This window comes from Chryseobacterium sp. BLS98 (assembly GCF_001045445.1).
Lineage (GTDB): Bacteria > Bacteroidota > Bacteroidia > Flavobacteriales > Weeksellaceae > Chryseobacterium.
On sequence record NZ_LFNF01000003.1, the window covers coordinates 589,539 to 613,207 of the forward strand.

General features: G+C 38.1%; 22 protein-coding genes and 1 tRNA gene. 12 read left to right on the forward strand and 11 right to left on the reverse strand.

The features are described 5' to 3' along the window. The first annotated feature begins 313 nt into the window (after positions 1–313). The 3 genes from ACM40_RS20915 (at position 314) to ACM40_RS13930 (ending at position 3,261) form a co-directional block, all read left to right on the forward strand. Complete coding sequence (locus ACM40_RS20915; protein ID WP_410492737.1) at positions 314–1,114, forward strand: RtcB family protein; 801 nt, start codon at positions 314–316, stop codon at positions 1,112–1,114. 83 nt (positions 1,115–1,197) lie between these two features. Continuing rightward, positions 1,198–1,305: transfer RNA gene (locus tag ACM40_RS20610), tRNA-OTHER, on the forward strand. A gap of 198 nt (positions 1,306–1,503) precedes the next feature. Further along, a complete protein-coding gene (locus ACM40_RS13930; RefSeq protein WP_048503362.1) occupies positions 1,504–3,261 on the forward strand; it encodes a hypothetical protein in 1,758 nt (585 codons plus the stop codon). Between the two features lie 129 nt (positions 3,262–3,390). Here ACM40_RS13930 and ACM40_RS13935 read toward each other — a convergent pair whose 3' ends face one another. Both ACM40_RS13935 and ACM40_RS13940 read right to left on the reverse strand, forming a co-directional pair. Further along, complete coding sequence (locus tag ACM40_RS13935) at positions 3,391–4,575, reverse strand: DUF1501 domain-containing protein (protein ID WP_048503363.1); 1,185 nt, start codon at positions 4,573–4,575, stop codon at positions 3,391–3,393. 134 nt (positions 4,576–4,709) lie between these two features. Beyond that, entirely contained in the window at positions 4,710–6,089 is a 1,380-nt protein-coding gene (locus ACM40_RS13940; RefSeq protein WP_048503364.1) for a DUF1800 family protein, read from the reverse strand. Positions 6,090–6,328: 239 nt separating this feature from the next. Between ACM40_RS13940 and ACM40_RS13945 the strand changes: the two genes are divergently transcribed. From ACM40_RS13945 to ACM40_RS13975, 7 genes are all read left to right on the forward strand, one after another. Continuing rightward, entirely contained in the window at positions 6,329–6,892 is a 564-nt protein-coding gene (locus ACM40_RS13945) for a membrane protein (RefSeq protein ID WP_048503365.1), read from the forward strand. Between the two features lie 114 nt (positions 6,893–7,006). After that, positions 7,007–8,056, forward strand: coding sequence for a glucokinase (locus ACM40_RS13950; RefSeq protein WP_048503769.1), 1,050 nt, complete (start codon positions 7,007–7,009; stop codon positions 8,054–8,056). 144 nt (positions 8,057–8,200) lie between these two features. Then, positions 8,201–8,767: a YceI family protein gene (locus ACM40_RS13955; protein ID WP_048503366.1), complete on the forward strand. Its 567-nt coding sequence runs from the start codon at positions 8,201–8,203 to the stop codon at positions 8,765–8,767. A gap of 78 nt (positions 8,768–8,845) precedes the next feature. Further along, complete coding sequence (locus ACM40_RS13960) at positions 8,846–9,472, forward strand: YceI family protein (protein WP_048503367.1); 627 nt, start codon at positions 8,846–8,848, stop codon at positions 9,470–9,472. A gap of 115 nt (positions 9,473–9,587) precedes the next feature. Beyond that, a complete protein-coding gene (locus tag ACM40_RS13965) occupies positions 9,588–10,238 on the forward strand; it encodes an alpha/beta hydrolase (protein ID WP_048503368.1) in 651 nt (216 codons plus the stop codon). A gap of 96 nt (positions 10,239–10,334) precedes the next feature. Further along, entirely contained in the window at positions 10,335–11,681 is a 1,347-nt protein-coding gene (locus tag ACM40_RS13970; RefSeq protein ID WP_048503770.1) for an ammonium transporter, read from the forward strand. Between the two features lie 84 nt (positions 11,682–11,765). Then, positions 11,766–13,184, forward strand: a complete 1,419-nt coding sequence (locus tag ACM40_RS13975) for an L-serine ammonia-lyase (protein WP_048503369.1) — start codon at positions 11,766–11,768, stop codon at positions 13,182–13,184. Between the two features lie 159 nt (positions 13,185–13,343). Here the strand turns inward: ACM40_RS13975 and ACM40_RS13980 are convergent, their stop codons facing one another. Continuing rightward, the gene (locus ACM40_RS13980; protein ID WP_048503370.1) at positions 13,344–14,186 is read right to left on the reverse strand and encodes a prephenate dehydrogenase; all 843 of its coding nucleotides are present in this window, start codon (positions 14,184–14,186) and stop codon (positions 13,344–13,346) included. 197 nt (positions 14,187–14,383) lie between these two features. Beyond that, complete coding sequence (locus ACM40_RS13985; RefSeq protein ID WP_048503371.1) at positions 14,384–14,866, reverse strand: hypothetical protein; 483 nt, start codon at positions 14,864–14,866, stop codon at positions 14,384–14,386. A 290-nt stretch (positions 14,867–15,156) separates the two neighbouring features. Here ACM40_RS13985 and ACM40_RS13990 point away from each other — a divergent pair, with 290 nt between their 5' ends. Then, entirely contained in the window at positions 15,157–15,894 is a 738-nt protein-coding gene (locus tag ACM40_RS13990) for a hypothetical protein (RefSeq protein ID WP_048503372.1), read from the forward strand. A gap of 254 nt (positions 15,895–16,148) precedes the next feature. Then, positions 16,149–16,814 (forward strand): hypothetical protein, encoded by a 666-nt coding sequence (locus ACM40_RS13995; protein WP_048503771.1) that lies wholly within the window; start codon positions 16,149–16,151, stop codon positions 16,812–16,814. A gap of 127 nt (positions 16,815–16,941) precedes the next feature. Here ACM40_RS13995 and ACM40_RS14000 read toward each other — a convergent pair whose 3' ends face one another. The 7 genes from ACM40_RS14000 to tsaE form a co-directional block, all read right to left on the reverse strand. After that, entirely contained in the window at positions 16,942–19,224 is a 2,283-nt protein-coding gene (locus ACM40_RS14000; RefSeq protein ID WP_048503373.1) for a cation:proton antiporter, read from the reverse strand. A 265-nt stretch (positions 19,225–19,489) separates the two neighbouring features. After that, positions 19,490–19,879 carry a hypothetical protein gene (locus tag ACM40_RS14005; protein WP_048503374.1) on the reverse strand — a complete coding sequence of 130 codons (390 nt, stop codon included), beginning with the start codon at positions 19,877–19,879 and terminating at the stop codon, positions 19,490–19,492. Positions 19,880–19,988: 109 nt separating this feature from the next. Next, the gene (locus ACM40_RS14010; RefSeq protein ID WP_048503375.1) at positions 19,989–20,699 is read right to left on the reverse strand and encodes a LytR/AlgR family response regulator transcription factor; all 711 of its coding nucleotides are present in this window, start codon (positions 20,697–20,699) and stop codon (positions 19,989–19,991) included. Beyond that, a complete protein-coding gene (locus ACM40_RS14015) occupies positions 20,677–21,447 on the reverse strand; it encodes a sensor histidine kinase (protein WP_083996865.1) in 771 nt (256 codons plus the stop codon). Before ACM40_RS14015 ends, ACM40_RS14010 begins: the two co-directional genes overlap by 23 nt. A 50-nt stretch (positions 21,448–21,497) precedes the next feature. After that, positions 21,498–21,869 (reverse strand): hypothetical protein, encoded by a 372-nt coding sequence (locus ACM40_RS14020; protein ID WP_048503376.1) that lies wholly within the window; start codon positions 21,867–21,869, stop codon positions 21,498–21,500. Continuing rightward, entirely contained in the window at positions 21,869–23,062 is a 1,194-nt protein-coding gene (locus ACM40_RS14025) for an alanine dehydrogenase (protein WP_048503377.1), read from the reverse strand. The genes ACM40_RS14020 and ACM40_RS14025 overlap by 1 nt, the downstream gene beginning before the upstream one ends. A gap of 68 nt (positions 23,063–23,130) precedes the next feature. Next, positions 23,131–23,532 (reverse strand): tRNA (adenosine(37)-N6)-threonylcarbamoyltransferase complex ATPase subunit type 1 TsaE, encoded by a 402-nt coding sequence (gene tsaE / locus ACM40_RS14030; protein ID WP_048503378.1) that lies wholly within the window; start codon positions 23,530–23,532, stop codon positions 23,131–23,133. Positions 23,533–23,669 lie beyond the last annotated feature (137 nt).

Below are 23,669 nucleotides of genomic sequence, written 5' to 3' on the forward strand. Positions count from 1 at the left end.
TGCCGGAGCGTTGATGCCGGATGCCTGTCCTACAGGACCTGAAGGACTGATCCCGGTAGGTGGAGTGGTGGTTGCCAAAAATGCCATTCATCCTGGATTTCATAGCGCAGATATCTGCTGTTCTGTAATGCTGACGGATTTTGGAGATGTTGATCCTAAAGAAGTATTGGATGCTGCTCATTCGGTAACGCATTTCGGATATGGAGGAAGACCGAGAGGGGAGCAGATGCCGATGTCTCAGGAGCTGATGGATGCATTCAGAGAAAATGAATTTTTAAATGATGAAAAACTGATCAGCATTGCCCGTTCTCATATGGGAACCCAGGGAGACGGAAACCATTTTCTATTCGTAGGAAAGTCTAAAAATACAGGAAATACGATGCTGGTGACCCATCACGGTTCCAGAGCGCCGGGTGCTGCCCTTTACGATAAAGGAATGAAGGTGGCCAACCGTTTCAGACAGGAGATTTCCCCAGAAACATTGAGGGAAAACGCATGGATTCCCTTTGATACACCAGAAGGACAGGCTTATTGGGAAGCTTTACAGCTGATAAGATCATGGACCAAGGAAAATCATACCAATATTCATGATGCGGTTTTAAATAAGCTTGGAAGAGAAAAGCAGGATAGATACTGGAATGAACATAATTTTGTTTTCAAAGATGGTGATTTGTTCTACCATGCCAAAGGAGCCACTCCGCTGGATGACAAGTTTATGCCGGATATCACCGGACCAAGACTGATTCCACTGAATATGTCAGAACCCGTTCTGATCGTTCAGGGAAAAACCAACGGGAGAAACTTAGGTTTTGCACCACATGGAGCCGGAAGAAATTTCAGCAGAAGTCAGCATAAGAGATCTTTAGCCCATAAAACGACTGAGGAAATCTTCAAAGAGGAAACAGAAGGATTAGATATCCGTTTCTTCTCCAATGAAATTGATATTTCTGAACTTCCAAGTGCTTATAAAAGTGCTAAGAACGTAAGAGCGCAAATTGAAGAATATGGACTTTGCGAAGTCCTGGATGAGGTGATGCCTTACGGTTGTATCATGGCCGGAGATGTTCAGAAGAATGCTCCATGGAAGAAAAAGAAGAAGTTCAGAAAAGCATAATTTTTAATTTAATAAAAAAACTAATAACTAACCTTGCAGGTATAAAAGCCTGTAAGGTTCATGAAAACTTTTTTCATAAGGCAGGGGCAGTAGCTCAGATGGTAGAGCAACAAAATTACTTTTCGCTGCAGGCAAATGAAGTTCCTATGAATCCCAATTGTGTGTCACAGGTTCGAGTCCTGTCTGCTCCTCAAAATAAAAAACTGAAGGCAAAGAAAGTTCCTATAGGTTAGAATTACTTTCCGCCTTTTTTACAAATTATAAGGCAAAGGGAGTTCCTATATTTTCGGTAAATTACTCCCCGCTTTTTATAAACTATAGGTAAAAGGAGTTCCTATACCTTCACTTTTAATGAATCTACTCCTCACTTATTTTTAAAATTAAAAACAATGAAAACACTAAAATTATTCAATGCTGTATTGGCTAAGGAATCGAATGAAGAGCCATTTATTTCTAATGACGGTTTTATCATTGAACCAGATGCTCTATGGGCAAAAAATGAGATCATCTCTTATTATGCAAAGGAAAAATTAAATGGAAATGATTTGAATAAAACCTTTCATAAATCCTGGACAAAAATAAAGAATACTTCCAGAATCGATTTATTTTTTGAACAGATTCAACATTATATTTCAACGTATGGAAGCGACTTCCAGAGCGAAATCTATATTCCTGCTGAACTATTGAATGTTCCGGATACGAAGCTGGTTTTTAAAATCATCAAAGCTTATACTGCAGAAGAAATGCAGGAAAAGTGTCTGTCTCTTCTGAGATCAGGAATTGCTTTAAAAGAAGAAACCATTGATGAATTGCTTTATATTTTGCATACGGAGCTGGAATACGATTTTACAGGAAAAGAAAACATCAGAAATAAGGAAGCTGTTATAAAAATAGCTGATCTGTACGATGTATATCCTGAAAATCCTGTTGAGTTTTTCCGTTATGTTATTTATAAAACAACCAATACCACGCTTTTAATTAAAAGTGATGATTTGATTGATTTAATCAAGCAAAGTAATTTTAATCCAACCTATCTGTTTGAAAACTTCGGAATGGAAAGAATGGCGGAAATTTTTAACAGATTCAAACCATTGTTCCTTGCTTATAAAAACAGAGCTCCGAAAGCAATCAATAAGATTTCAAAACTGTCTAAAGTGCATCATAAGCCTTTGATTTCAAATCCTTTGAATGATGCTACAAATACATTGCTGGAAAACAGCGATTGGCACTGGCTGGAAAATGCAACACCGTTTGCGTTATTTAAGGCTTTGTCAGCATGTTATTCAAGAATGTATGGTCAGGATACTTTTGTTTACAGAGTGAGAAACGGAAAATCGTGGGTGAAAAAAGGTAAGGAAACTTATGTGAACCAATTCAACTATGATTTTATCCTGGATTATCTGAAACTGAAATATGAAAACATATCCGGAAAGAAATTCTATTTCCCGGAGAATATAGAATTTGCATTTCCGACTTCCGAAAAAATGTTTGTTGGAAATATTCCTACCGGAACCCGTTTTTATGGTGACAGACTGGCTGTAGGTATTTATTGGGAAGATAAATGGGGTGCCTGGGATCTCGATCTTTCAGGACTGAATATCGCGGGTAAAATAGGTTGGAATGCCGCTTATAATCAGGGTGATGGACAACTGATGTATTCCGGAGATATAACTTCCGCTCCTCACGGTGCCGTTGAATATCTTTATGCCAACAAAGGACAGTGTATGCCAACACTTGTCATGAATAACGTTTTCAGCGGAGATGCAAATTGCGGTTATAAAATCGTGATCGGAAAAGGAGATGATATTTCCTACGATTATATGATGAATCCTAACAATCTCTTTGCTGAAGCCAGATGTAACTCTGTTCAGAAGCAAACGATCCTGGGAATGCTGGTGACCAAAAACGAAAAACAATGTTTCGTACTATTGAATTTCGGGGCCGGACATTCTCATGTTTCAGGAAATAACCAGGTTTCCATGATGGCAACAAGTGCATTGTATCAGCAATGGTATGAAGCCATGTCTTTCAATGACCTTGTAAAAGAGCTTGGAGCTGAGATTACAACAGAAAAAGCGGAAGCCGATTTCGATTTCTCACTGGAAAATCTTGAAAAAGATAGCTTCATAAAAATCTTTAAGCAGTAAGGTAAAGCAAACATCTGCGACATCTGCGAAGGACTAAAAATCAGGCTTTAAAACTTCAAAGTCTATATAGTAAATTTATACTGCCATTTTGATTGAAAAATCAGAGTGGCAGTTTTATTTCAGATTCAATTATATAAAATCATACACTCCGTTTTTCCAGCCCAAAACTTTGGAGAAATCTGCTTTAAGCCAGTTTTTCAGGATGGTAGCATAGACTTTTCTGAAGTCTTCCGTGTAGATCAGATCCCCTTCATTCAGTTTTTGCAGGTCGGGAAGTGCATTCAGAAGTCCTTTCTTTTTAAGACCTCCACTGATAAAAAACATTTGATTGGCTGTTCCGTGATCTGTTCCGTTACTGGCGTTTTGGGCAACCCGCCTTCCAAATTCTGAAAAAGTCATTAACAGCACATTTTCAAAAACCCCGTTGTTTTTCAGATCGGTGACAAAAGCCTTTACCGCTTCATTGATATCGCTGAACAGCTTTTTTTGTCTGTCATTCTGGTTCACATGCGTGTCAAAGCTTCCTACGGAAAGGTAATAAACCTGGGTGTTGATATCAGATTTAATCAGGGAAGCTACGGTTTTAAAATCCTTTCCCAGCTGAGAGTTCGGATAAGTCTGCTCTGTTTTTTTAGACTTGCTTTTTTCGAAAATATAATCAGCATTATTAATGGTAGAGCCTAAAGTTTGGTATAAATAAGAAACTGTTTCGTCGTCATGATGATGATCGTAAAGAGATTTAAAATACTTCTCCTGGCTCGTTTGGTAAAGCCTTTTCGGATCTTTAAAAGCAAACGCCTTATTGTTTTCCCCTTTCAGTGCCAGGCTCAGCATATCATCAACTTCCAGGGCTTGCGTGGGATGCTCGCAACGGTAGCATTCTTCATCAAGAAAACGTCCCAGCCACCCGGTTTCCAGAAACTCATCACTGCGGCTGGCAGAGTGCCAGATATCCATGCTTCTGAAATGCGACTTATCAGGATCCGGGTAACCCACATTATTCATCACCGAAAGCTCACCGTTGTCGAAAAGTTCTTTAAAATAGGAGAGTGCCGGATTGATTCCTGTTTCATCATTCAGCGGTAAAGAATCTTTGATCGCTATACTGTTCCTTTCTCTGAAATAGATGTCGTTTTTTGTTGGAATAATTGTATTCAAACCGTCATTTCCCCCTGTAAACTGAAGCACCACAAGAATTTTCTGATTAGGCACCAGGGCTTCATCCAATGTCATTGCTTTCAGGAAATTGGGCATCATGAGAGATGCGGTAGCCAATGAACTTATTTTTAGGAATTCTCTTCTTTTGATTAGCATAATTTTGTTTTTAAGGTGGCAGGTGGCAGGGCTGAACTACATCTATTTTTTATCAATATTCTATAACTACAATAAAATTAAAGGCTGTAAGGTTAAATTATGACAGTTATTACCTGCAACCTAAGATCTACTCCCTAACTTAACTGATATTCCGGTGTAGACATTAAATTGATAATATTCATCTTAATACTTTTATCCGAAAAATTCTTCACAGAATCCATATCGAGAGTTTTGGTATTCTGAATCAGGTAGTCCTCACATTTTTTGTCTGCAAATACCTTTTCCAGCTTGCTCCAGTTGATAGTTATATTAGGATTCTTAAACGATTTGTTGAAAGCTGTTTCACGGGATTTCATTCCCATGTCGATATCATCATCTTGTCGGGGGCTGTATTCCAAAGGGCGCAATCCGGACCATATCTGTGGAATCTGCAGTCTCAGCATCAGGGTTGAACTGTCTATCCACAACCTGCCGCTTGGCCATCCTGATACATTGGGTGGATAGAGAAGCATTTGTCCTAGCAATTTCTGATAAACGATGAGGTTTTCCGGATTCTGAATGTTCATAGGAAGCATTCGCATCATTCCTGCCATCAGTTCTATGGGGGATTTTATCCTGTTTCCGATATTTTTTTTGTCATAAAACCACGAACTGGAAAATATTTCGGTCATCAGTTTTGTGATATCGTATCCGGAATTGTAGAAGTTTGTGCTTAATTGCTCCACTATAGTGCTGTCTGCATTCTCGTTAACGAAGAATCTGTAAATTTTTGCAGTAATAAATCTTGCTGTAGCTTTCTGTTCAAGGATCATGTTTAAAATATCACTTCCTGTGAAATTTCCGGTTTTTCCAAGGAATGTTTTAGAACCTGTATCATGAAGGTTTGCTCTTTCCTTAAAATAACCTTCCTTATCATATCCCCAGCCTGTAAAAGCTCTGGCAGCTTCCCTGATATCTTTTTCAGTATAATTTCCCCTTCCCATTGTAAATAATTCCATCACTTCGCGGGCAAAATTTTCGTTCGGATGGCCTTTTTTGTTTTGCTGGTTATTGAGGAAATTCAACATGGCAGGGGATTGGCTCACCTCAAAAAGAAGGTCTTTAAAATTTCCCAGCGCATTTTTCCTTATAGTATTGAGAAGCTGTTTATTAAATTTTGAATTATTGATTCTGGTGGCAAAATGTCCATGCCAGAAAAATGCCATCTTTTCCCTCATCTGATCCTTGCCGTTGACCATTCTTTCCAGGAAATTCAGGTTCAGCTCATTGTTTTGCTGCCTGATCATCTGCTGCATCTCTTTTTTCTTTTCAGCCGGTGTCCTGCTATCCATTGTATAGTCTGCAACATCAGCATCAGGAGTTTCATAAGCAATTTCTGTGAAGTTTTCCTGTGTAAATAAATCACGGACCAGCAATTTTGCATCTTTGTTTTTCAGGCCCTCGATCTGGTTGATTCCAATTCCGAAACCGGCGCGCCAGAGTAGGTGTTTGTTATGTAGTAATGAATCGGACATGGTGAGAGATTTGATTTTTGGATAATGGAGAAAGAAAAAGGTTAAAATGATAAAGGTTAAGAATCCGTAATATTAGCTTTTATTAAGATTATACTTAAACAATCATTTAATTTTAATAAAAAATTAACATATTGATATTCATTATTTTACAAATTAGTTGAGTGTTAAAATCAAAGAAAAACCTTCCCTTGGCACGATTTTTACAGCCTATTGCATTAGTAAAATTTAAAATTAGAGTTATGAAAATGGTAAAACAGGCAATATTACTGGCTGGTATTTTAACAGCAGGTATCGCAAGTGCACAGAGCTCAAAAATGAATAACATGATCAAAGTAGGGGCAAACGCTGGTTTGGCAGTTCCGGCAGATAATCTTTCTGCAGCTGTAGGCGTGGACGTTTCTTACCAGAATTTGATCACTCCTGGATTTGGTTTAGGTATCGCAACAGGATATACCCACTATTTTGGAAAAAGCAATAATGGTTACGATAATAATGATGTAGGAGTAATCCCTGTAGGAGCTTTGATCAGAATTTATCCTAAGCAGACCGGTTTCTACTTTGGAACGGATTTAGGTTACGGTTTTCTTGTTGGAGACGATAAAGTGGCTACCAATAGCTCTGTAAACAGACCGGACGGAGGTTTCTACATTAAGCCGGAAATCGGTTACCACAACAGAGACTGGAACTTCTTCGTACAGTATCAGAAAGTTTTTGTAGGAGACAAAGGCGATTTGGCCGGACAGGACTACAATGTGGGGAACATCGGAGTAGGATTCGGGTACAATATTCCATTAGGAAAGTAGTTAGATTTATATATAAGCAATTATTAACCAAACCTTTTTATGAAAATGAAAAGGTTTTTTGCTTCCCTGCAGGATTTACGAAAACTATTATTATATTTGATAAAATTTGAGGTTATGATTTTGAATCCAAAATTTCCGCTTTATTTACCTGGAGTAGAGAACGCCAATAATGATAATGTAACAATCATTGGTGCAAGTCTCCGTGAAGATATAACAATCTTAGGCTATTTTGCTTCCGCTAACGGAGGGCTTGAGGTAAAAATTCAGAATGAATATAATACGAAAGATTATACTTCATTTTCTGATATATTAAGAAAATTCATTCAGGATAATCAGCTGGCCAATGTAAAACGACTGGCTGTGGCTGTGCCCGGACCTGTAATTGACGGTAAAAGTAGCCCTGCAAGATTAGGCTGGGACTTAGATATTGAAGAATATACCAGGGATTTCGGTTTTGAGAAAGGGGATATGCTGAACGACCTTGAAGCTTCGGCCTACGGAATGGCGCTTCTTGAAGACAGTGATCTGGATCCGATCTATACCAGCGGACATCTTGAAAAAGGAAATGTAGCGATTCTGGCCCCCGGAAACGGACTTGGTGAAGCCGGTTATTTCTTTGACGGGAAGAACCTGAGACCTTTTGCAACGGAAGGCGGACATTCCGAATTCTCCCCGAGAACCAATGTTGAAGTTGAGTTTTATCAGTTTCTGAACAATATCTACGGTATTGTGAGTTGGGAAAATGTACTTTCTAAAACAGGTCTCTTCAATATTTACAGGTTCCTGAGAGACGTAAAAAGACATCCGGAGCCGGAATGGCTGGCAGAACGCCTTGCTCAGGGAAATTTTGTTGAAGAAATTTACAAAGCTGCAGTAGAAGAAGATGTTCTTATCTGTAAAATTGCTTTAGATACTTTTATTGAATTCCTTGCCAGAGAAGCCAATAACCTTGTGCTGAAGCTTAAAGCAACCGGCGGGTTATTGATTTCGGGAGATATTCCGCAAACGATCAGAGAGTATATCGACAAGGACAAATTTTACGATAAATTCAAGATCAGTGATAAAATGGAAGGATTGCTGAAAAACACTCCGATCTACCTGATCAAGCAGAACCACACGGCATTAAAAGGTGCTGCACTATATACCGCTTATTACCAAAATTAAAATACAAAACTCCGAAATTTTCGGAGTTTTTTTATGGAATGATATTATTCATAGAAATAATTGGTTTTATTGATATACATCAATGAAATCTATCGGATAAGTTGGCTACATTTGCACCGTTAAACAAGTAAATAACTTATTCAAATGAAAAAAATATTCTTATTAGCAGTTTTAGCTGGTGGCCTTGCATTCGGACAGTCAAAAAAAGTAGTAGCATCTGATGTTCACTGGTGGGGGTACAAAGTAGCAAAATCTGAAGCAAGCTCTCACGACGGTACTGTGAAAGTAAAATCCGGAGATATGATCATGAAAGGAAACAATCTGGTAGGAGGAAGCTTCGTTTTAGATATGACTTCTATCACTTCAACTGACCTTACCGGAGAATACCAGCAGAAATTAAACGGACACCTTAAGACCGGTGACTTCTTTGAGGTTGAAAAATTTCCTACTGCTTCTTTCAAAATTACTTCGGTAAAGAAAAACAGCGATAAGATCTATAACTCTTTAGTAACAGGAAACCTTACTGTAAAAGGAAAAACCAATACAATTACTTTCCCTGCCAAAATTGCTTACAGCAAAGGGGTGGTAAGCCTGGTTTCTGATAAATTCTCTTTCGACAGACAAAAATTTGATATTGCTTACAAATCTACCATGCAGGATGTTTTTGTGAAAGATGACATTGATATGCTTGTAAAGGTGACTGCTAAATAATTTAATCAAAAAAAGATTGTTAAAAGTGTAGAAGTTCTACACTTTTTTTTATTTTTGTTGAATTGTAAATAAAAAAGAATGAAAAGATTACTATTGTTTGCTATGATGTGTGTGAGCATATCATTTGTTTCTGCACAGAAGAAATTTGATAAGGTTTCAAAAGTGACTTCATCGGAGATCAGGTGGTGGGGATATAAAGTTGTAAAAACTGAGGCTTCTTCGCATTCAGGGACAGTAAAGCTGAAAAGCGGAAAATTCAATTTTGATAAAACTGTTCTTGTAGACGGAGAGTTTATTATAGATATGAGAAGCATGATGGCGGGAGATGTTTCAGAGGAAGATCAGATAAAGCTTACCAACGAGCTGAAAAGCACCAATTTTTTTGAAGTGAAAAAATTCCCGATTGCAAAATTCCATCTGACTAAAATTATTCCTCTGGCAAACAGTGAGTACAATTCAACAGTATACGGTGATGTTACCATCAAAGGAGTTAGAAAAACAATCACTTTCCCAGCGAATGTATACGTAACCCAGTTTACTGTAGTAATGGAATCTGCGAAATTCTCATTAAACAGAAGAGATTTCAAAGTATTCTACCAGTCTTCACTGAAAGATTATTTCATCAAGAACGAGATGGACATCCAGTTTAAAGTTTCTACGGAAAAACTGGATAATGACAACAGAGTTCCTGTAAAGAAAAAGTAGTAAAAAATACTAGAAGAAATATAATGGACGGTTTTTATAAATCGTCCATTTTTTATGGAGAGAATCCGATTGAATCATATTAAATTCTTTACCATGTTTTTCTTAAATTAGTGCTATGAAAATTTATGTAGTAAGCGGTCTCGGAGCAGATTTTAAAGTGCTTGAAAGACTGGAATTTCCCGAAAACTGTGAATTGATTTTTATAGACTGGCTTATCCCCGAAAAAAATGAGCCTTTTCATTCCTACGTAGCGAGAATGGCGGAAAAAGTAGACGATTCCGAGCCGTTCTGCCTGTTAGGGTACTCTTTTGGCGGCATTATGGTACAGGAAATCAATAAGCTGAAGCCGGCACAGAAGGTAGTTATTCTGGGAAGCATTAAATCAGATAAGGAAAAATCCAAATTTATAAAGACCGGCGAGATTACAAAGCTTCCGAGGATACTTCCTGTAGGGATGTTTAATGATAAGGCTGCAAACGTCTATTCTGTAGTCAGAAAAATGTTCGATCCAAAAAATCCCAGGATCCTCGAATATTTCAGGGTCAGAGATCCTTATTACCTGAAATGGTCTGTAGAGAAGGTTTCCGAATGGAAGTTTGAAGAAACACCGGAGGTTATTCAGATATTGGGAGATAAAGACATTGTTTTTCCTATAAAATATTCAAAGCCGGATTATATCATCAAAGGAGGGACCCATCTTTTTCCGGCTACAAAATATAAAGAAGTATCTAAAATATTAAAGGAAGTGTTTGTTGAAAATATTTAATTGGATACTTGTTGTGTTTTTTTTAAGGGTATTTTTTAAAATTATATGTTTTTATAAAATTTATATTTAATTTTGATGGGGTTAAATGTAAATTATATGAAAATTGGTTTAAAGTGGATCGTGTCGTTCTCTGTCATTACCCTTGTGGCATTCGGAGGATTATTCTGGAGTCCTGTTGCAGATCTTCCCAACACAGGAAATTTTCTTAGCGAAGACAAAATTGTAGGAGCAGATGTGGCCTGGATTCTTGCTGCCGCCGGACTTGTATTGCTGATGACACCCGGGCTGTCATTCTTTTATGGGGGAATGGTAGGAAAGAAAAATGTAATTTCCACAATGCTTCAAAGTTTTATTGCGCTTGGTGTTATTTCCATTTTGTGGGTGGTCGTTGGTTTTTCCCTGTCATTTGGAGACTCTTTAGGCTTTGAAATTAATGGAGTACACTACGGAATCATAGGAAACCCGTTGAGTTATCCGTTTTTCAGCCACGTTGGGGCATTACCTCACAAAATGATGGCTTCCACGATTCCTTTCGTCCTTTTTGCCCTTTTTCAGATGAAATTTGCTGTGATTACTCCAGCTCTTATCACAGGCTCTTTTGCCGAACGGGTGCGTTTTATTTCCTATCTGCTGTTCATGGTGCTTTTCAGCTTATTCATTTATACTCCGCTTTGTCATATGGTGTGGCATCCTGACGGGCTTTTGAATAAATATTTTGGAGTAAAAGACTTTGCAGGCGGGACAGTTGTCCATATGAGTGCCGGTTTCGCTGCTTTGGCGGGTGCTTTAGTGCTTGGAAACAGGAAAAATCCGCATCATGAGCCTTCCAATATTCCCTATGTTCTTCTTGGAACCGGTATGCTATGGTTCGGATGGTTCGGTTTTAATGCAGGTTCTGCCTTAAGTGCCAATGCTTCTGCAGCAACGGCTTTTGGAACGACTACTATTGCCTCTGCCTCTGCCATGATGACCTGGATATTCTTTGACAGGATCAACGGAAGAAGTATTTCCGCCTTAGGAGCTTGCATCGGAGCTGTTGTGGGACTTGTTGCCATTACTCCCGGCTGTGGTTTTGTAACGATCCCGGAAAGTCTTTTTATAGGATTTGCAACAGCTATTGTTTCCAATCTGATGGTGAACTGGAAAGCTTTAAAGAAGATAGATGATACCCTGGATGTTTTTGCATGCCATGGAGTAGGAGGTATCATGGGAATGATCCTTACCGCTGTTTTTGCCCATGGTGAAAACGCCAGCCTTCTTCACGGAGGCATTGAGGTTTTTGCCCATCATATGGCTGCTCTGGTGCTTGTGTCGGTTTTTACATTTTTCGGTTCCTTGCTTTTATATAAAATAACCAATGCAATGATTACCCTCAGGGTTTCCGAAGAGTCTGAAAATAAAGGACTTGACATTTCCCAGCACGAAGAAAGCCTGAAATGGTAAATTAAAAAATAAACCTAATTTCAGACTGATGGTATTAATATTTTATCATGTATCTTTGTTTTCAGTGGAAATGAACAGTGATTTATGGAATCAATATCGGTTTTTGAAATTATTAAAGTAGGAATAGGCCCATCCAGTTCACATACGATGGGGCCTTGGAATGCAGCGTCTGCATTCATCAGAATTATAAAAAGAGAAAGGTCAATTGAAGAGGTGAAGGAGGTTTTCCTCGAATTCTTCGGTTCTTTAGCCAAAACTGGGATCGGGCACGGAACAGATATTGCCGGAATGCTTGGGTTGAACGGTGAAGACTTTACCACCATCAATACCTCAAAAATTGATGAAAAAATAGAGAAAATAAAAAGAGACCAGATCATTAACCTGGGTGGAGAAAAAGAAATTCCCTTTATCTATGGGTATCATTTGGTTTTAAATATGCAGAAATCCCTTGATTTTCATCCTAACGGAATGATTTTTAAGGCTGTTTTTGAAGACGGAACCGAGCTTGTTCAGGATTTTTATTCTGTAGGCGGCGGATTCATTGCCAGTCAGGAAAAAAATTCCATACAGAAACACTGTGTGCGGACCCTGTACCCATGCCATCACGGCTCGGATATTATCAAATACTGTGAGAAGTTAGGTTTTGAAAGATTTTCAGACCTGATCCTTGTTAATGAAGAAAGCTGGAGATCCCAGGAAGAAACGAGAAAGGAAGCCCTGAATATCTGGAGAAATATCAAAGAATGCATCTACAAAGGAGTTAACAAAGAAGGCATCTTACCGGGAGGATTAAATGTTACCAGAAGAGCTGCAGGGATTAACAGAAAGCTTCTGGGAGATAAAATTTATAGCAATATTGATGAATGGTTTCAGCAGGTAGTAGATGCGGAAGAGAATTTCACGAATATCAATAAATGGATCGCCTGTTTTGCGCTTGCCGTAAATGAAGAGAACGCCAGTTTCGGAAGGATTATCACAGCACCTACGAATGGGGCCAGCGGTGTGATTCCGGCTGTTTTAATGTATTCACAGGCCTTTACGGAATTCACGAGTGAAGATGATATCGTAAGATTTCTGCTCGTAGCTGGTGAGATCGGAACTTTATTCAAAAAAAATGCAACGATTTCTGCTGCAATGGGTGGATGCCAGGCGGAAATAGGAGTCTCTTCTGCCATGGCAGCAGCGGGACTTACGGAAATTTTAGGAGGAAGTATAGGTCAGGTATTAATGGCAGCGGAAATTGCTATGGAACACCACTTAGGACTTACCTGCGATCCGATCAGAGGACTTGTACAGATTCCATGCATCGAAAGAAATACAATGGGTGCCATGAAAGCAATCACAGCAGCCAATATTGCCCTTGAAAGCGATCCTGCCAAAGCAAAAGTAACGCTGGATGAGGTAATTCAGACGATGTGGGAAACTGCTTTGTCCATGAGTGACCGCTTCAAGGAAACTTCAGAAGGAGGTTTGGCCATTGCAGTAAACGTTCCTGAATGTTAAGAAGCAAAAAGGCTAAATAGTAAAAAGCAAAAGGGCAAAACCGGTTAATACAATCGATTTTGCCCTTTTTTAGTTGAATATTGTAATTATTTAGCGAATCATCAAATCATCGAATTAGCAAATCAACAAATTCGCCTTTTCACCTTTTCGCCAAAAAAATTACCTCAAAATTCCCCTGATCCTGTTGGCATTGCTGATCAGTTCTTCAAGATATTCATAGTTTTCCTTTTCGAGTGCAGCCTTGAATTTCCTAAGCTGGGTGATGTGCTCATTCAGGACGTCCAGTACATTTTCTTTATTTTGCTTAAAGATAGGAACCCACATTTCAGGGTGAGATTTGGCAAGACGTACGGTACTGGAAAAACCAGAGCTGGCAAGTTGAAAAATAGTCTCTTCTTCGCGCTCTTTTTCCAGAACAGTATTAGCTAAAGCATAGGATGTAATATGGGAAATATGGGAAATATAAGCTGTATGAATGTCATGATCCTCTGCATTCATGTAGATCAGGTGCATGTCCAGGCTTTCTGCCACTTTTTCGACCAACTGAAGCGCATCGGCTGCAGATTCTTCCTTATTGCAGATGACTCCGGCCTTTCCGGTAAAACTCTCGGAAACGGCAGATCCGGGGCCGCTGTTTTCCGTACCCCACATTGGGTGGAAAGCTACAAATCTGGAGCGCATCGGATGATCTTTTACGGTATTGACAATTCCGGCTTTAGTAGATCCGGCATCCATCACAGTCTGTTGATCGGATATAAGGTCCAGTACTCCGGGCAATAGCTTTCTGGCTGCATCCACAGGAACAGCAATAATGATAAAGTCGGCATTTTTAACACCATATTCGAGATCTGTACCGGCATCAATAATATTAAGGCTCAGCGCTTCACTGATATGCTGCTGATTATTATCGATCCCGTAGATAAAATCTGCAATGCCTTTTTCTCTTAATTTCAAAGCCATTGAGCCTCCGATTAAACCTGTACCAATAATACTTATTTTCATCTTTTTAAATTTTTAAAATAAAAAACCCCGTCCTGGGACGAGGTTTTAAGTTATGTTCATAAGAATCCTAGCCCAGTTCTGAGTTAAAAATTCTATAATAATATGTTCCGTTATTGAAATTCACAGAGCGAAGGTATAAAATATTTTTTAAACTCGGAATATTTTTGATTTTAATTCTCATTTTGATTCCGGTTTCATTAATCGGCACTGTGGATGATTATTCTTTTTACATCCTTATCAAGCTGTTCCAGGCTTAAAGTTGTTACGCCACCTTCAAACTGAAATTCAATGTCTGTCTTTTTGGGAGTAATGGTGTAGCTTATAGAGATAAGCCCATCCTTATTTATTTCTTTGGTAATGCTTTCTTCCGGCAGATCGGTCAACAGAAGTTCTGCCTTTTCAATTTCCTTGTCTTTGATTGTTCTTTTATAAACCTGCTCAATACTGATATTTTTAAAGACACATTCCTGTTGGGTCTCGTATTCAATCTGTTTTTCTGTACATTCTTTCAGGACAGGAATTTCTTTGGTTTGAGAAGCATAGGCATTTTCTGTAGCTGCTGCCTTAGAAGGAATACTGTCTTTTTGAACAGCTACGGCTGCATTCACTGTTTTTTCTGACTCATTTTTACAGGCCGTAAAAATTAAAAGACTGAGGCAGGCGAAACTTATTTTTTTCATTAATGGAATTTTAAATTTACTTTTTAGAGTGGTTCAAAAATAATGAATATTCTTATTTGAAACTGTCCCAATCTACGATTTTAAATGTTTGTCTTTATAGGTATTGAATATCAGTTGTTTTTTGTTAGGGATTCCTTTTTAATCCGTAAAATACAATTCAATTTTAACCGGCTTTTCCTGTTAGAAGGGTAGTGTAATAGCCGTCTTTTTGTACTTTTGTATGACAAGGCCTTTTTGTGAAAAAATGATTTCACTGAACCCTCTCCATTTTATCATTAAAATCTAATAATATGAACTATCTGAAAAAAATAACATTCATAATATGCTTTGCCACAGGCATCTGTCAAGCTCAGCAAAAGATTACTGATGCGAGTTATAGTTTGAGCGGTCTTATTGACCAAAAAATCCCTGTTGAACTGACCGTCAGCGTTTCAAAGAACGTTGTTTTAGGGAACATCAGATATGTAAAGACCAAAGAAAAGAAACCCATTAAAATAATAGGGACGCTGGATTCTGGAACTCATTATCACCTGGAGGAATTTGAAAAAGATGGGAATATCAGCGGAATTATTGACGCGGTCTTAAAAAATGGAAAATTAGAGGGAACCTGGTCTTCCACAAAGTCTGATGCAGTTTATCCCATGGCACTGGATGTCCAAACTAAAATAAATCCGAAGCCGGAAATATTTTCACCTGTTCTATCTGATCATTTTGAAGGAACGTATACCTATCAATATGGAGAAGATGGGTATCAGGGAAGTATTACTATTAAAAAAATAAAGGGTCAGATATATTCTTATGACATTGGTTCTGTGACCAGTGCTCCGGGGAGAAATATTGCAGATGCATCAGGAGAGGTGATGATTAAAAATAATCAGTTTACTATTGAAATCAATAAATCATGTTCATTCCTCGCGACCTTTTATAATGGATTTATATCAATAACACCAGTTCCGTCTGGGCAGTCGCGTGACTGTGAATTTGGACTGAATGCAACATTAGAAGGAACTTTTCTTAAAGTGAAATAGATTCGTGAACTAACGCAAAACAAACTTATTGAATCACTTCTGAAAAATAAAAGCCAATGGGCTGTCCTCAAAAGTTAGATATTGTTTAGTCTTTATTAGAATACGAGTGTGATCTTTGCGAGAATGGAGGCTTACTGATTCTGTCTCTCTAAAGATAGTAACTCCAGTTTTTAAGTTATGTGAAGTGTGTTATCATGAAGGCTAGCTAGGTTTATTACAGAACAGAATTAATATTACAGCAAAATACAATGATCATGAAGAATTGTTTTTATCCTTTACTGGTAGTAATTGCTGCCATACATTGGAGCAATATGGAAACCTTCATACCCGAAATTGGAAAGCGGAAGCTTCCTTCTTCGTTACAGGTCATACCATCTGATACGATAAAGATCAAAGAATCTTTCAGGGAAAATGATATTGTCGTCAACGAATATTTAACAGACAGGCTGAAACCAATCCGTGCCAATTTTAAAAGGATCAATTCTATTACAAAATGGAGTCCTATTACAAAGAAGGGCATAGAAGGAGAATCCACAGAAGGCGGAGAAGCTATATTTTATGAGCAGAAGGGGCGTTTGGAAAAGATAACGGCAAGACTTTACGGTGAAATGGGGCAGGTACTTACCGAGTATTATCTTCTTAATGGAAATCTATCATTTGTTTTTGAGAAAATATATACCTACAACCGGCCGCTGTTTTATGATGTAAAGGCCATGAAAAAAAATAATGATACGGAAGCTTTTGATTTTAAAAAATCAGAGATTGAGGAAAGCAGAAATTATTTTGAAAAACAAAACCTGGTTCATGTAACCAATAGTCTGGATTGTGGTGCGCCTTTCAGCAGTGATTATATTGCAGGAGAGCAGAAAAGAATTTACGAGGCATTTCAAAAACTTCTACAACTCAGAAAGGAAAAATAATGTAACAATATAACAATGTACCAGTTTATCAGTCATTTAATCAAGCCGTATACTACAAATATCTATTATAATACCCTGGGATTATTCTATTGTTACATTGTTATACTGCTACATTGTTACATTAATTTTATGGGTTTGAGATAATCAGTGTAGAAGGAATATCAGACAGCCAGAGACTCTTAGTATCGATCAGGTTTTTCCAGCTTTTGCTGCTTACCAGCATCAGATCCTGTGAGTTCAGGAATTCTTTCTCAATCTTTTTCTCGTTATATAAAGTGATGTGATTCGGGGCTACCTGTTCAATGCTTCTGATCAGTTCTTTTACCTCGATATTATTGCGGATCTGTCCGGCTGCATCCAAAATGACAATCTGGGAATTGTTATTATTGATCAGTCTTTTCGCATATTCAAGAAGGTAAAAATCACTGAGGTTAAAAATAGGGACAAATACCCGGTCCGCCGATTTGAAATCTTTTTCCACCAGAACTCCTACCGGAATATGGGTTTTATCAAGGATTTGAAGGGTGAAGTCGTCAAAAGGGGAGTTGTTGAAAATATTTCCTTTTCCTTTTACTGTGTTTAGAAGCTTTTCAGGATTGATAATTTTAGTGGTGAATCCCAGCAACCTTCCCAGTAAGCTTCCTTCGTACATTGACTTCCCAAGCATGATTAAAAGGAGATCATAATTTCCTTTGTTTGAAATACCTGCAAGGTCGTTTTGAATATCTGTGGAAGCTTTGAAGAGGGTTGTAACTTCCAGTTTCAGGTCGTGTGATGTTTCAATAACGTTTTTAAACTGGGCATCTTCATATTCATTGATATCATAAGCATGCATTTCATCTACCGGAGCAATATTCATGGCAGTAATGCTTTTATTGCCGTTCATTTTATTGGTGAAATCATGGGCAAGCTTCAGCAGTGTACTTCCGGATTCAGGTTTATCAAAAGAGAGCAGGACACGGTATTTTGAGTCATTATTGTCGTGGATATCTTCATCGGAGCTTTTTTTAGATTTAAAAATAAAATTAATAAAGTCCAAAGCAGGTCCTGTCATAAAAGTGGTAAATAAAGCCATAATCACCAGCATTGCAAAGATCTCCGGGCTTAAAACCCCAAGGTCATACCCGATATTCAGGACAATAAGTTCCATGAGTCCGCGTGTATTCATAAGAGCGCCAATCGTTAAACTTTCCTTCCAGTTAATGCCGACGAACCGTGCTGTGAGAGCACTTCCAATAAACTTTCCTGTAACAGCCGTTAAGATGATGAATCCTGCTGTCATCCATAAATGGCTGTCATTCAATAGTCCGATCTGGGTACGGAGACCCGTAAATACAAAGAATAACGGAAGAAGAAGTACCAGGGCCACATCTTCTACCTTATCGATGAAAAGCGTGCGGAATTTGGCATTTTCCGGCATGATAGCACCTGCCATAAATGCTCCGAATAAAGCATGAATACCAATAACTTCAGTAGCATACGCAGAAAGGATAAGAGTCAGGAAGAAAATAGCGACCATTGGTTTACTGATGGTATTTTTTCCCGCCTGTAAATCTCCGATCCTTTTCAGAAACGGCCTTACGATTTTGATCATAAAAAATACATAGGCAATCGCCATAATGATCACATAGATGGAACTGGTGAAAGATCCGGCCTTTACAATGGCAATCACTGCCGCAAGGATACACCATGCCGTAATATCATCTGCTGCTGCACATGTAATAACAATAGTTCCGAGTTTGGTTTTCTGAAGATTTCTCTCCTGAACAATTCTGGCGAGTACCGGGAATGCCGTAATACTCATTGAAATGGCAATAAACAGGGCAAATGATGTAAACTGAATACCTTCCGGTGCAAATTCCTGATATACAAAATAAGAAAGCCCTATACCCAATGCAAAAGGAATGATGATACTGGCATGGCTGATGACTACCGCATCATGTGCTTTTTTTCTTAAGACACTGAGATCCAGCTCCATTCCTACAATATACATAAACAAGATAAGGCCTATCTGACTCAAAAACTGTAAGTTACCCAAAGATTCTTTCGGAAAAAGAAAAGCAGAGAACTCAGGAAAGTACATCCCGAGTAGGGACGGGCCTAAGACAATCCCTGCGATCATTTCACCAATTACCGTAGGCTGCTTAATTTTCATACAGATCCATCCAAAAAGTCTTGCAACAAGAATAATGGTGACAATCTGTGCCAGAAGAAGGGCCAGCGGATGATGAAGATTCGCTTTAAAAGATTCCTGGAAGTTTTCCCATGTAGAACCTGTGCTGGTGTTTGCAACTATATTTTCCTTGATCTCCAGCGTCTGTCCCTCCATGATGAAGAAGTACATCAGGCAGGAAAAAAAGGCGATGGTTGCTATGTAAAAAATTAAATTTCTGTATTTTCCCCAATTCATGATCCTAATATTTTAATGCAAAGTTGATAAGAATATATTGATGTTAAATACTATTCTTTTTAAAATGTAATAAATGTTCTAAAAAATGTAATAAAAATGATATTAGGTTGGAAGTTATTGTGGTCGTTTTTTTAATTTCTATTTTAAAATTTGATTCTTTACTCGTATAAAGCAGCTCTGGAAATTAATAAAACAGTGTTTAGTTATATTTCAAACCTCAATAACTTCCCTCTTCGGATTTCCATCTTCCTGATTCCAATAAAGTCTATCTGAAAGAATACCCTAATCCTATTCCTACTTTCCAGGTTCCGTTTTCTGTAGCAGTTTTTGTGTTGTAATAGACTGGTATCTGAAGTGCGATTTTTTTATAAACTGCAGTAAGCCCGGCTCCAAGGTTTGGAGTAACAGGACTGTTTTTGGTGCCTGAAGAACGATCCTCTTTGATCCTGAGAGAAGGAAGCATCCCGGCGATTAGTTTAAGACCTTTATGGGTAAAGCTTATATTTGGGCCAGTAAAATTGATAAAAGCTCCATGATCCACATATCCGACCGCTACAATTCCATCGAAAAAGGAAGCCTTAACCTTAAAACCTGTTTCCTGTGACAAGCAAAGTCCGGATATGAGAATTCCTGCTGCATACATAACGTTTTTCATTATAAAATCATTTAATCAGCAACAAAAATACGTTGTAAAGGCAATGTAAAAGGGTAGGATGTAATGAAACCGCCACATTTTGCAGTAAAACCGCAAAGGTCTGAAAGATCTACTTTCCGAATAGTTCCATTAATGAATGCTTGTAAGCCTCTCCGATCTGAAGCTTAAGGAAATTATCTCCTTCCGACTGAATTGTCGTGATAATTTCGTTGGTGGAAAATACTTTGATGGAAGAAAGAGCAATAATCTCCTTTTTATTCACCTGTGCGAAATCTTTAGCAGGAAGCATTTCAAGAAGATTTTTAAAAGTAAGGTTTTTCAGGACGATCGTGGTACCGTCGTTCAGGATAATATCTTTGTCGCGGCTGTCGATCTCTGAGGTTTTTATATATGCGATCTGTTCTGTAAAGATCACGGTTCGGCCAATATTGGTATTCCATTCAATGAGGTCCTTTTTATGAGGAACATCTACCAGTTCTTTTGCTTTTTCAAAGGCCTGGATAAGCCTTTCTTTTTTGATAGGTTTTCTCACATAATCCACCACATTCAGGTCAAAAGCTTCTGCTGCATATTCTTTGTAAGCGGTAGTGAAAATAATTTTTTTGGAACCGGAAATAAGTTCTGCAACCTGAAGTCCTGTCATTCCCGGCATTTCAATATCCAGAATACAAAGATTACAGTCGATATTGTCTATCTCATTCAGAAAAATTTTAGGATCATTAAATACTTTTACCACTTCTACATTTTCGATTTGCTCACATAGAAGTTTTAAATAACTGATAGCCAGTAATTCATCATCAAGAATAACGCATTTTATCATAGAAATCTCCTAAATTGATTTTTAATTCTGCTGTGAATATACCGTTTTTCGAACTTTTTTCGAGGTGATAATGGTTGTTGTAGATCATTTTAAGTCTCTGGTCCAGAGACTGGCTTCCGAAGCCGCTGTTTTCTTTTGCAAGACTGTTTTTTAATGAAGCCTTGTTGCTCACCTTCATCACAAAAATTCTGTTTTCAAGTTCCATATGAATGGAGATAAAAGAATCCTGGGCCAGAAAATCGGTATGCTTAAAAGCATTTTCAATAAGATCAACGGATATCAGCGGGGCAAAAACTTTTTCTTCATAAAGGGTATCGGATTTATCAATCCTTGATTTAATCCTGAAATCAAAAAGTGGATTGACCTTTATTTTATTGATTTCAATAAGACTTAAAGCAAAATCCAGTTCCTCCTTGGGACTCACAAATTTATTATTGCTTTCGTACAGGATATAATCGAGGACATTGGCGAGCTTATCCAGGGACATATACGTCTGGTAGGCATGCGACTGTACAGAATTCAGGATGTTTTTAAACAGGTGCGGATTCAGTTTTGTACCGATATGCTCCAGCTGAACCTCATTCAGTTTCTGTTCGATGAGTTTGTTGGTCTCGGTGAGGCGGGTATTTCTCCGTTTGATCCTGTTGTTTTGACTGAGCAGGTAAATACTGACGGTAAGCAGAAAGAAAATAGCAAAAACTCCAATGAATATCAGATAATCGTGGATCATGTAGTAATTGCCTTCCATAAAAATAGCTTTAATGATCTTTATACAAATTTAGTAAAAGATCTTCAGGATCATTTGAGTTTTTTCAGACTGTTTATATTAACCGTTTCCTCGCACTTTTCAAAGGTAATCTCATAAGAAGGGTTCTTCTCAGGATAGGTCAAAACATAATCAGGACAAGGTTTTTTCTGTGCGTGACTTCTGTCGAAATCTACTTTTCCTTTGGTGATGATACTGTCTTTTATAAATTTTTCATCAATTTTATAAGTACTCATCCCGTTTTTAACGTCTTCGGAATACTTGAATTCTTTGGACAGCGTTTCTGCAATTACACGGCTGTTGGGAAGATACCCACTGCAGCTCGCCCCTTTTTTGTTTAGAATAAAAAATACAAGAATCAGCCCCGGAATAAGGCCTATTAAATAGAATTTAAGTTTTTTCATTAGAAAATTAAAAGATTGATATCATGATAGGTAAGCCCGAAACGATCGCAGATCACTTTTTTAGTGTGTCTTCCTTTGTACATATATAAACTCTGCTTCATTTCGTTTTTGCGGATCAGCATATTTTCAAAACCGCCTTCTTCATCGTAGTTTAGGATATAGGAAAGGAAGAAATTGGAGATGGCTTTTGTAGTCGTTCTCGGCATTCTGGAGGTTAGGTTCGGAAGTCCGCAATGGATTACGCCGTGTTTGATAATGTAAGGATTATCCATCGTCGTAAGCTCGGAGGTTTCGATGACCTTGCCATTGTCTATCGTAATATCAATAATGACGCTGCCTTTTTTCATTTTTGCAACCATTTCTTCTGTAACGATCGGGGTCATATTTAATCTCGGTAAGGCACCGATAACAACATCTGCACGTCTTAATGCTTTGCTTAATTCTTTCGGATCGATAATGGAAGTCGGAACACGGCTGTCTACAAGGGTATGAAGTCTTCTCAGCTTTGAAAGTGAGTTGTCGAAAACCCTTACACTTGCTCCAAGTCCTATGGCTGCTTTTGTAGCGAATTCACCCACGATCCCAGCTCCTAAAATAACAACTTCTGCAGGTCTTACTCCTGTAATGCCACCCAGCATTAAGCCGTTTGACAAAGCAAGGAGCTCTGATGCATATAAAATAGAAACGGTCCCTGCAATTTCACCCACCAGCCTTACCAAAGCAAGCTGCTTGTACTCATCTACAATAAATTCAAACGCAATGGCATTGATTTTTCTTTCTGCCAGCTTTAAAAAGTAATCTTTGTCCCTGAGATTGATCTGAAGGGCCGAAACCAAATAAGTATTAGGCTTCATGTATTCAATTTCTTCTTCCGTGGGAGGATTGATTTTTAAAATAAGATCCTGGCCGAAAGCTTCTTTAGGATCATTAGTAATCTTTGCCCCGGATTCGGAATACTGAAGATCTGTAAAAAAAGAACCTTCTCCTGCACCTGCTTCTATAATGAGCTCGTGGCCATGTTCTACAAGAACCTGCACAGCATCCGGCGTAATGCACGTTCTCCTTTCGTTAAGACAGGTTTCCTTAGGAATCCCAATGCTGAACTGTTTTCCTTTCTTGATAACTTCCAACTTTTCTTCCTTCGGCATCAATTCTTCTTCAGTAAAAGGAGTAAAAATGTTTGTAGTACTCATTCTTTAATTAAATTAGATCTTACAGGTTGTTATTTTACTATGAATTAGGAAGCAAAGATACATAATATTTACTCGAATAAAACTTCTCTTTCATCGCCCGTATTCACAATGCTCATAGTGTGGTACTTAAGCCCGTACAGCTCTTCTTCGTATACTTCCGGCCATTCTATGATGCATAAAAAAGCATTGTCCAGGTACTCTTCAATGCCGATGTCATACACTTCTTCGATGTTTTTTAAACGGTAAAGGTCAAAATGGTAAACCTTTCCTTTGGGTGTATTATATTCGTTGACAATAGAGTAGGTAGGAGAGGTCACTTCATCGTTACTTTCCAGTTTTTTAAGAAGAAACTGGGTAAATGTCGTTTTACCTGCCCCGAGATTCCCTTTAAGTAAAAGGATATTATGTTTTAATTGCGGAATGATCTGTTCAACGATCTGGTCCCATTCATTATAAGACTTTACTTTCATGGAGCAAATTTACTTCTAAATTGTTATTTTTTATTTGTAGCCGTCGCAAAAAAAGCTTTGTCTTCTAATAACAAGTTTTATTATATCAGGAAATCAAAGCTTGTAATGCATTACAATATTAAGTGAATGAAATGATA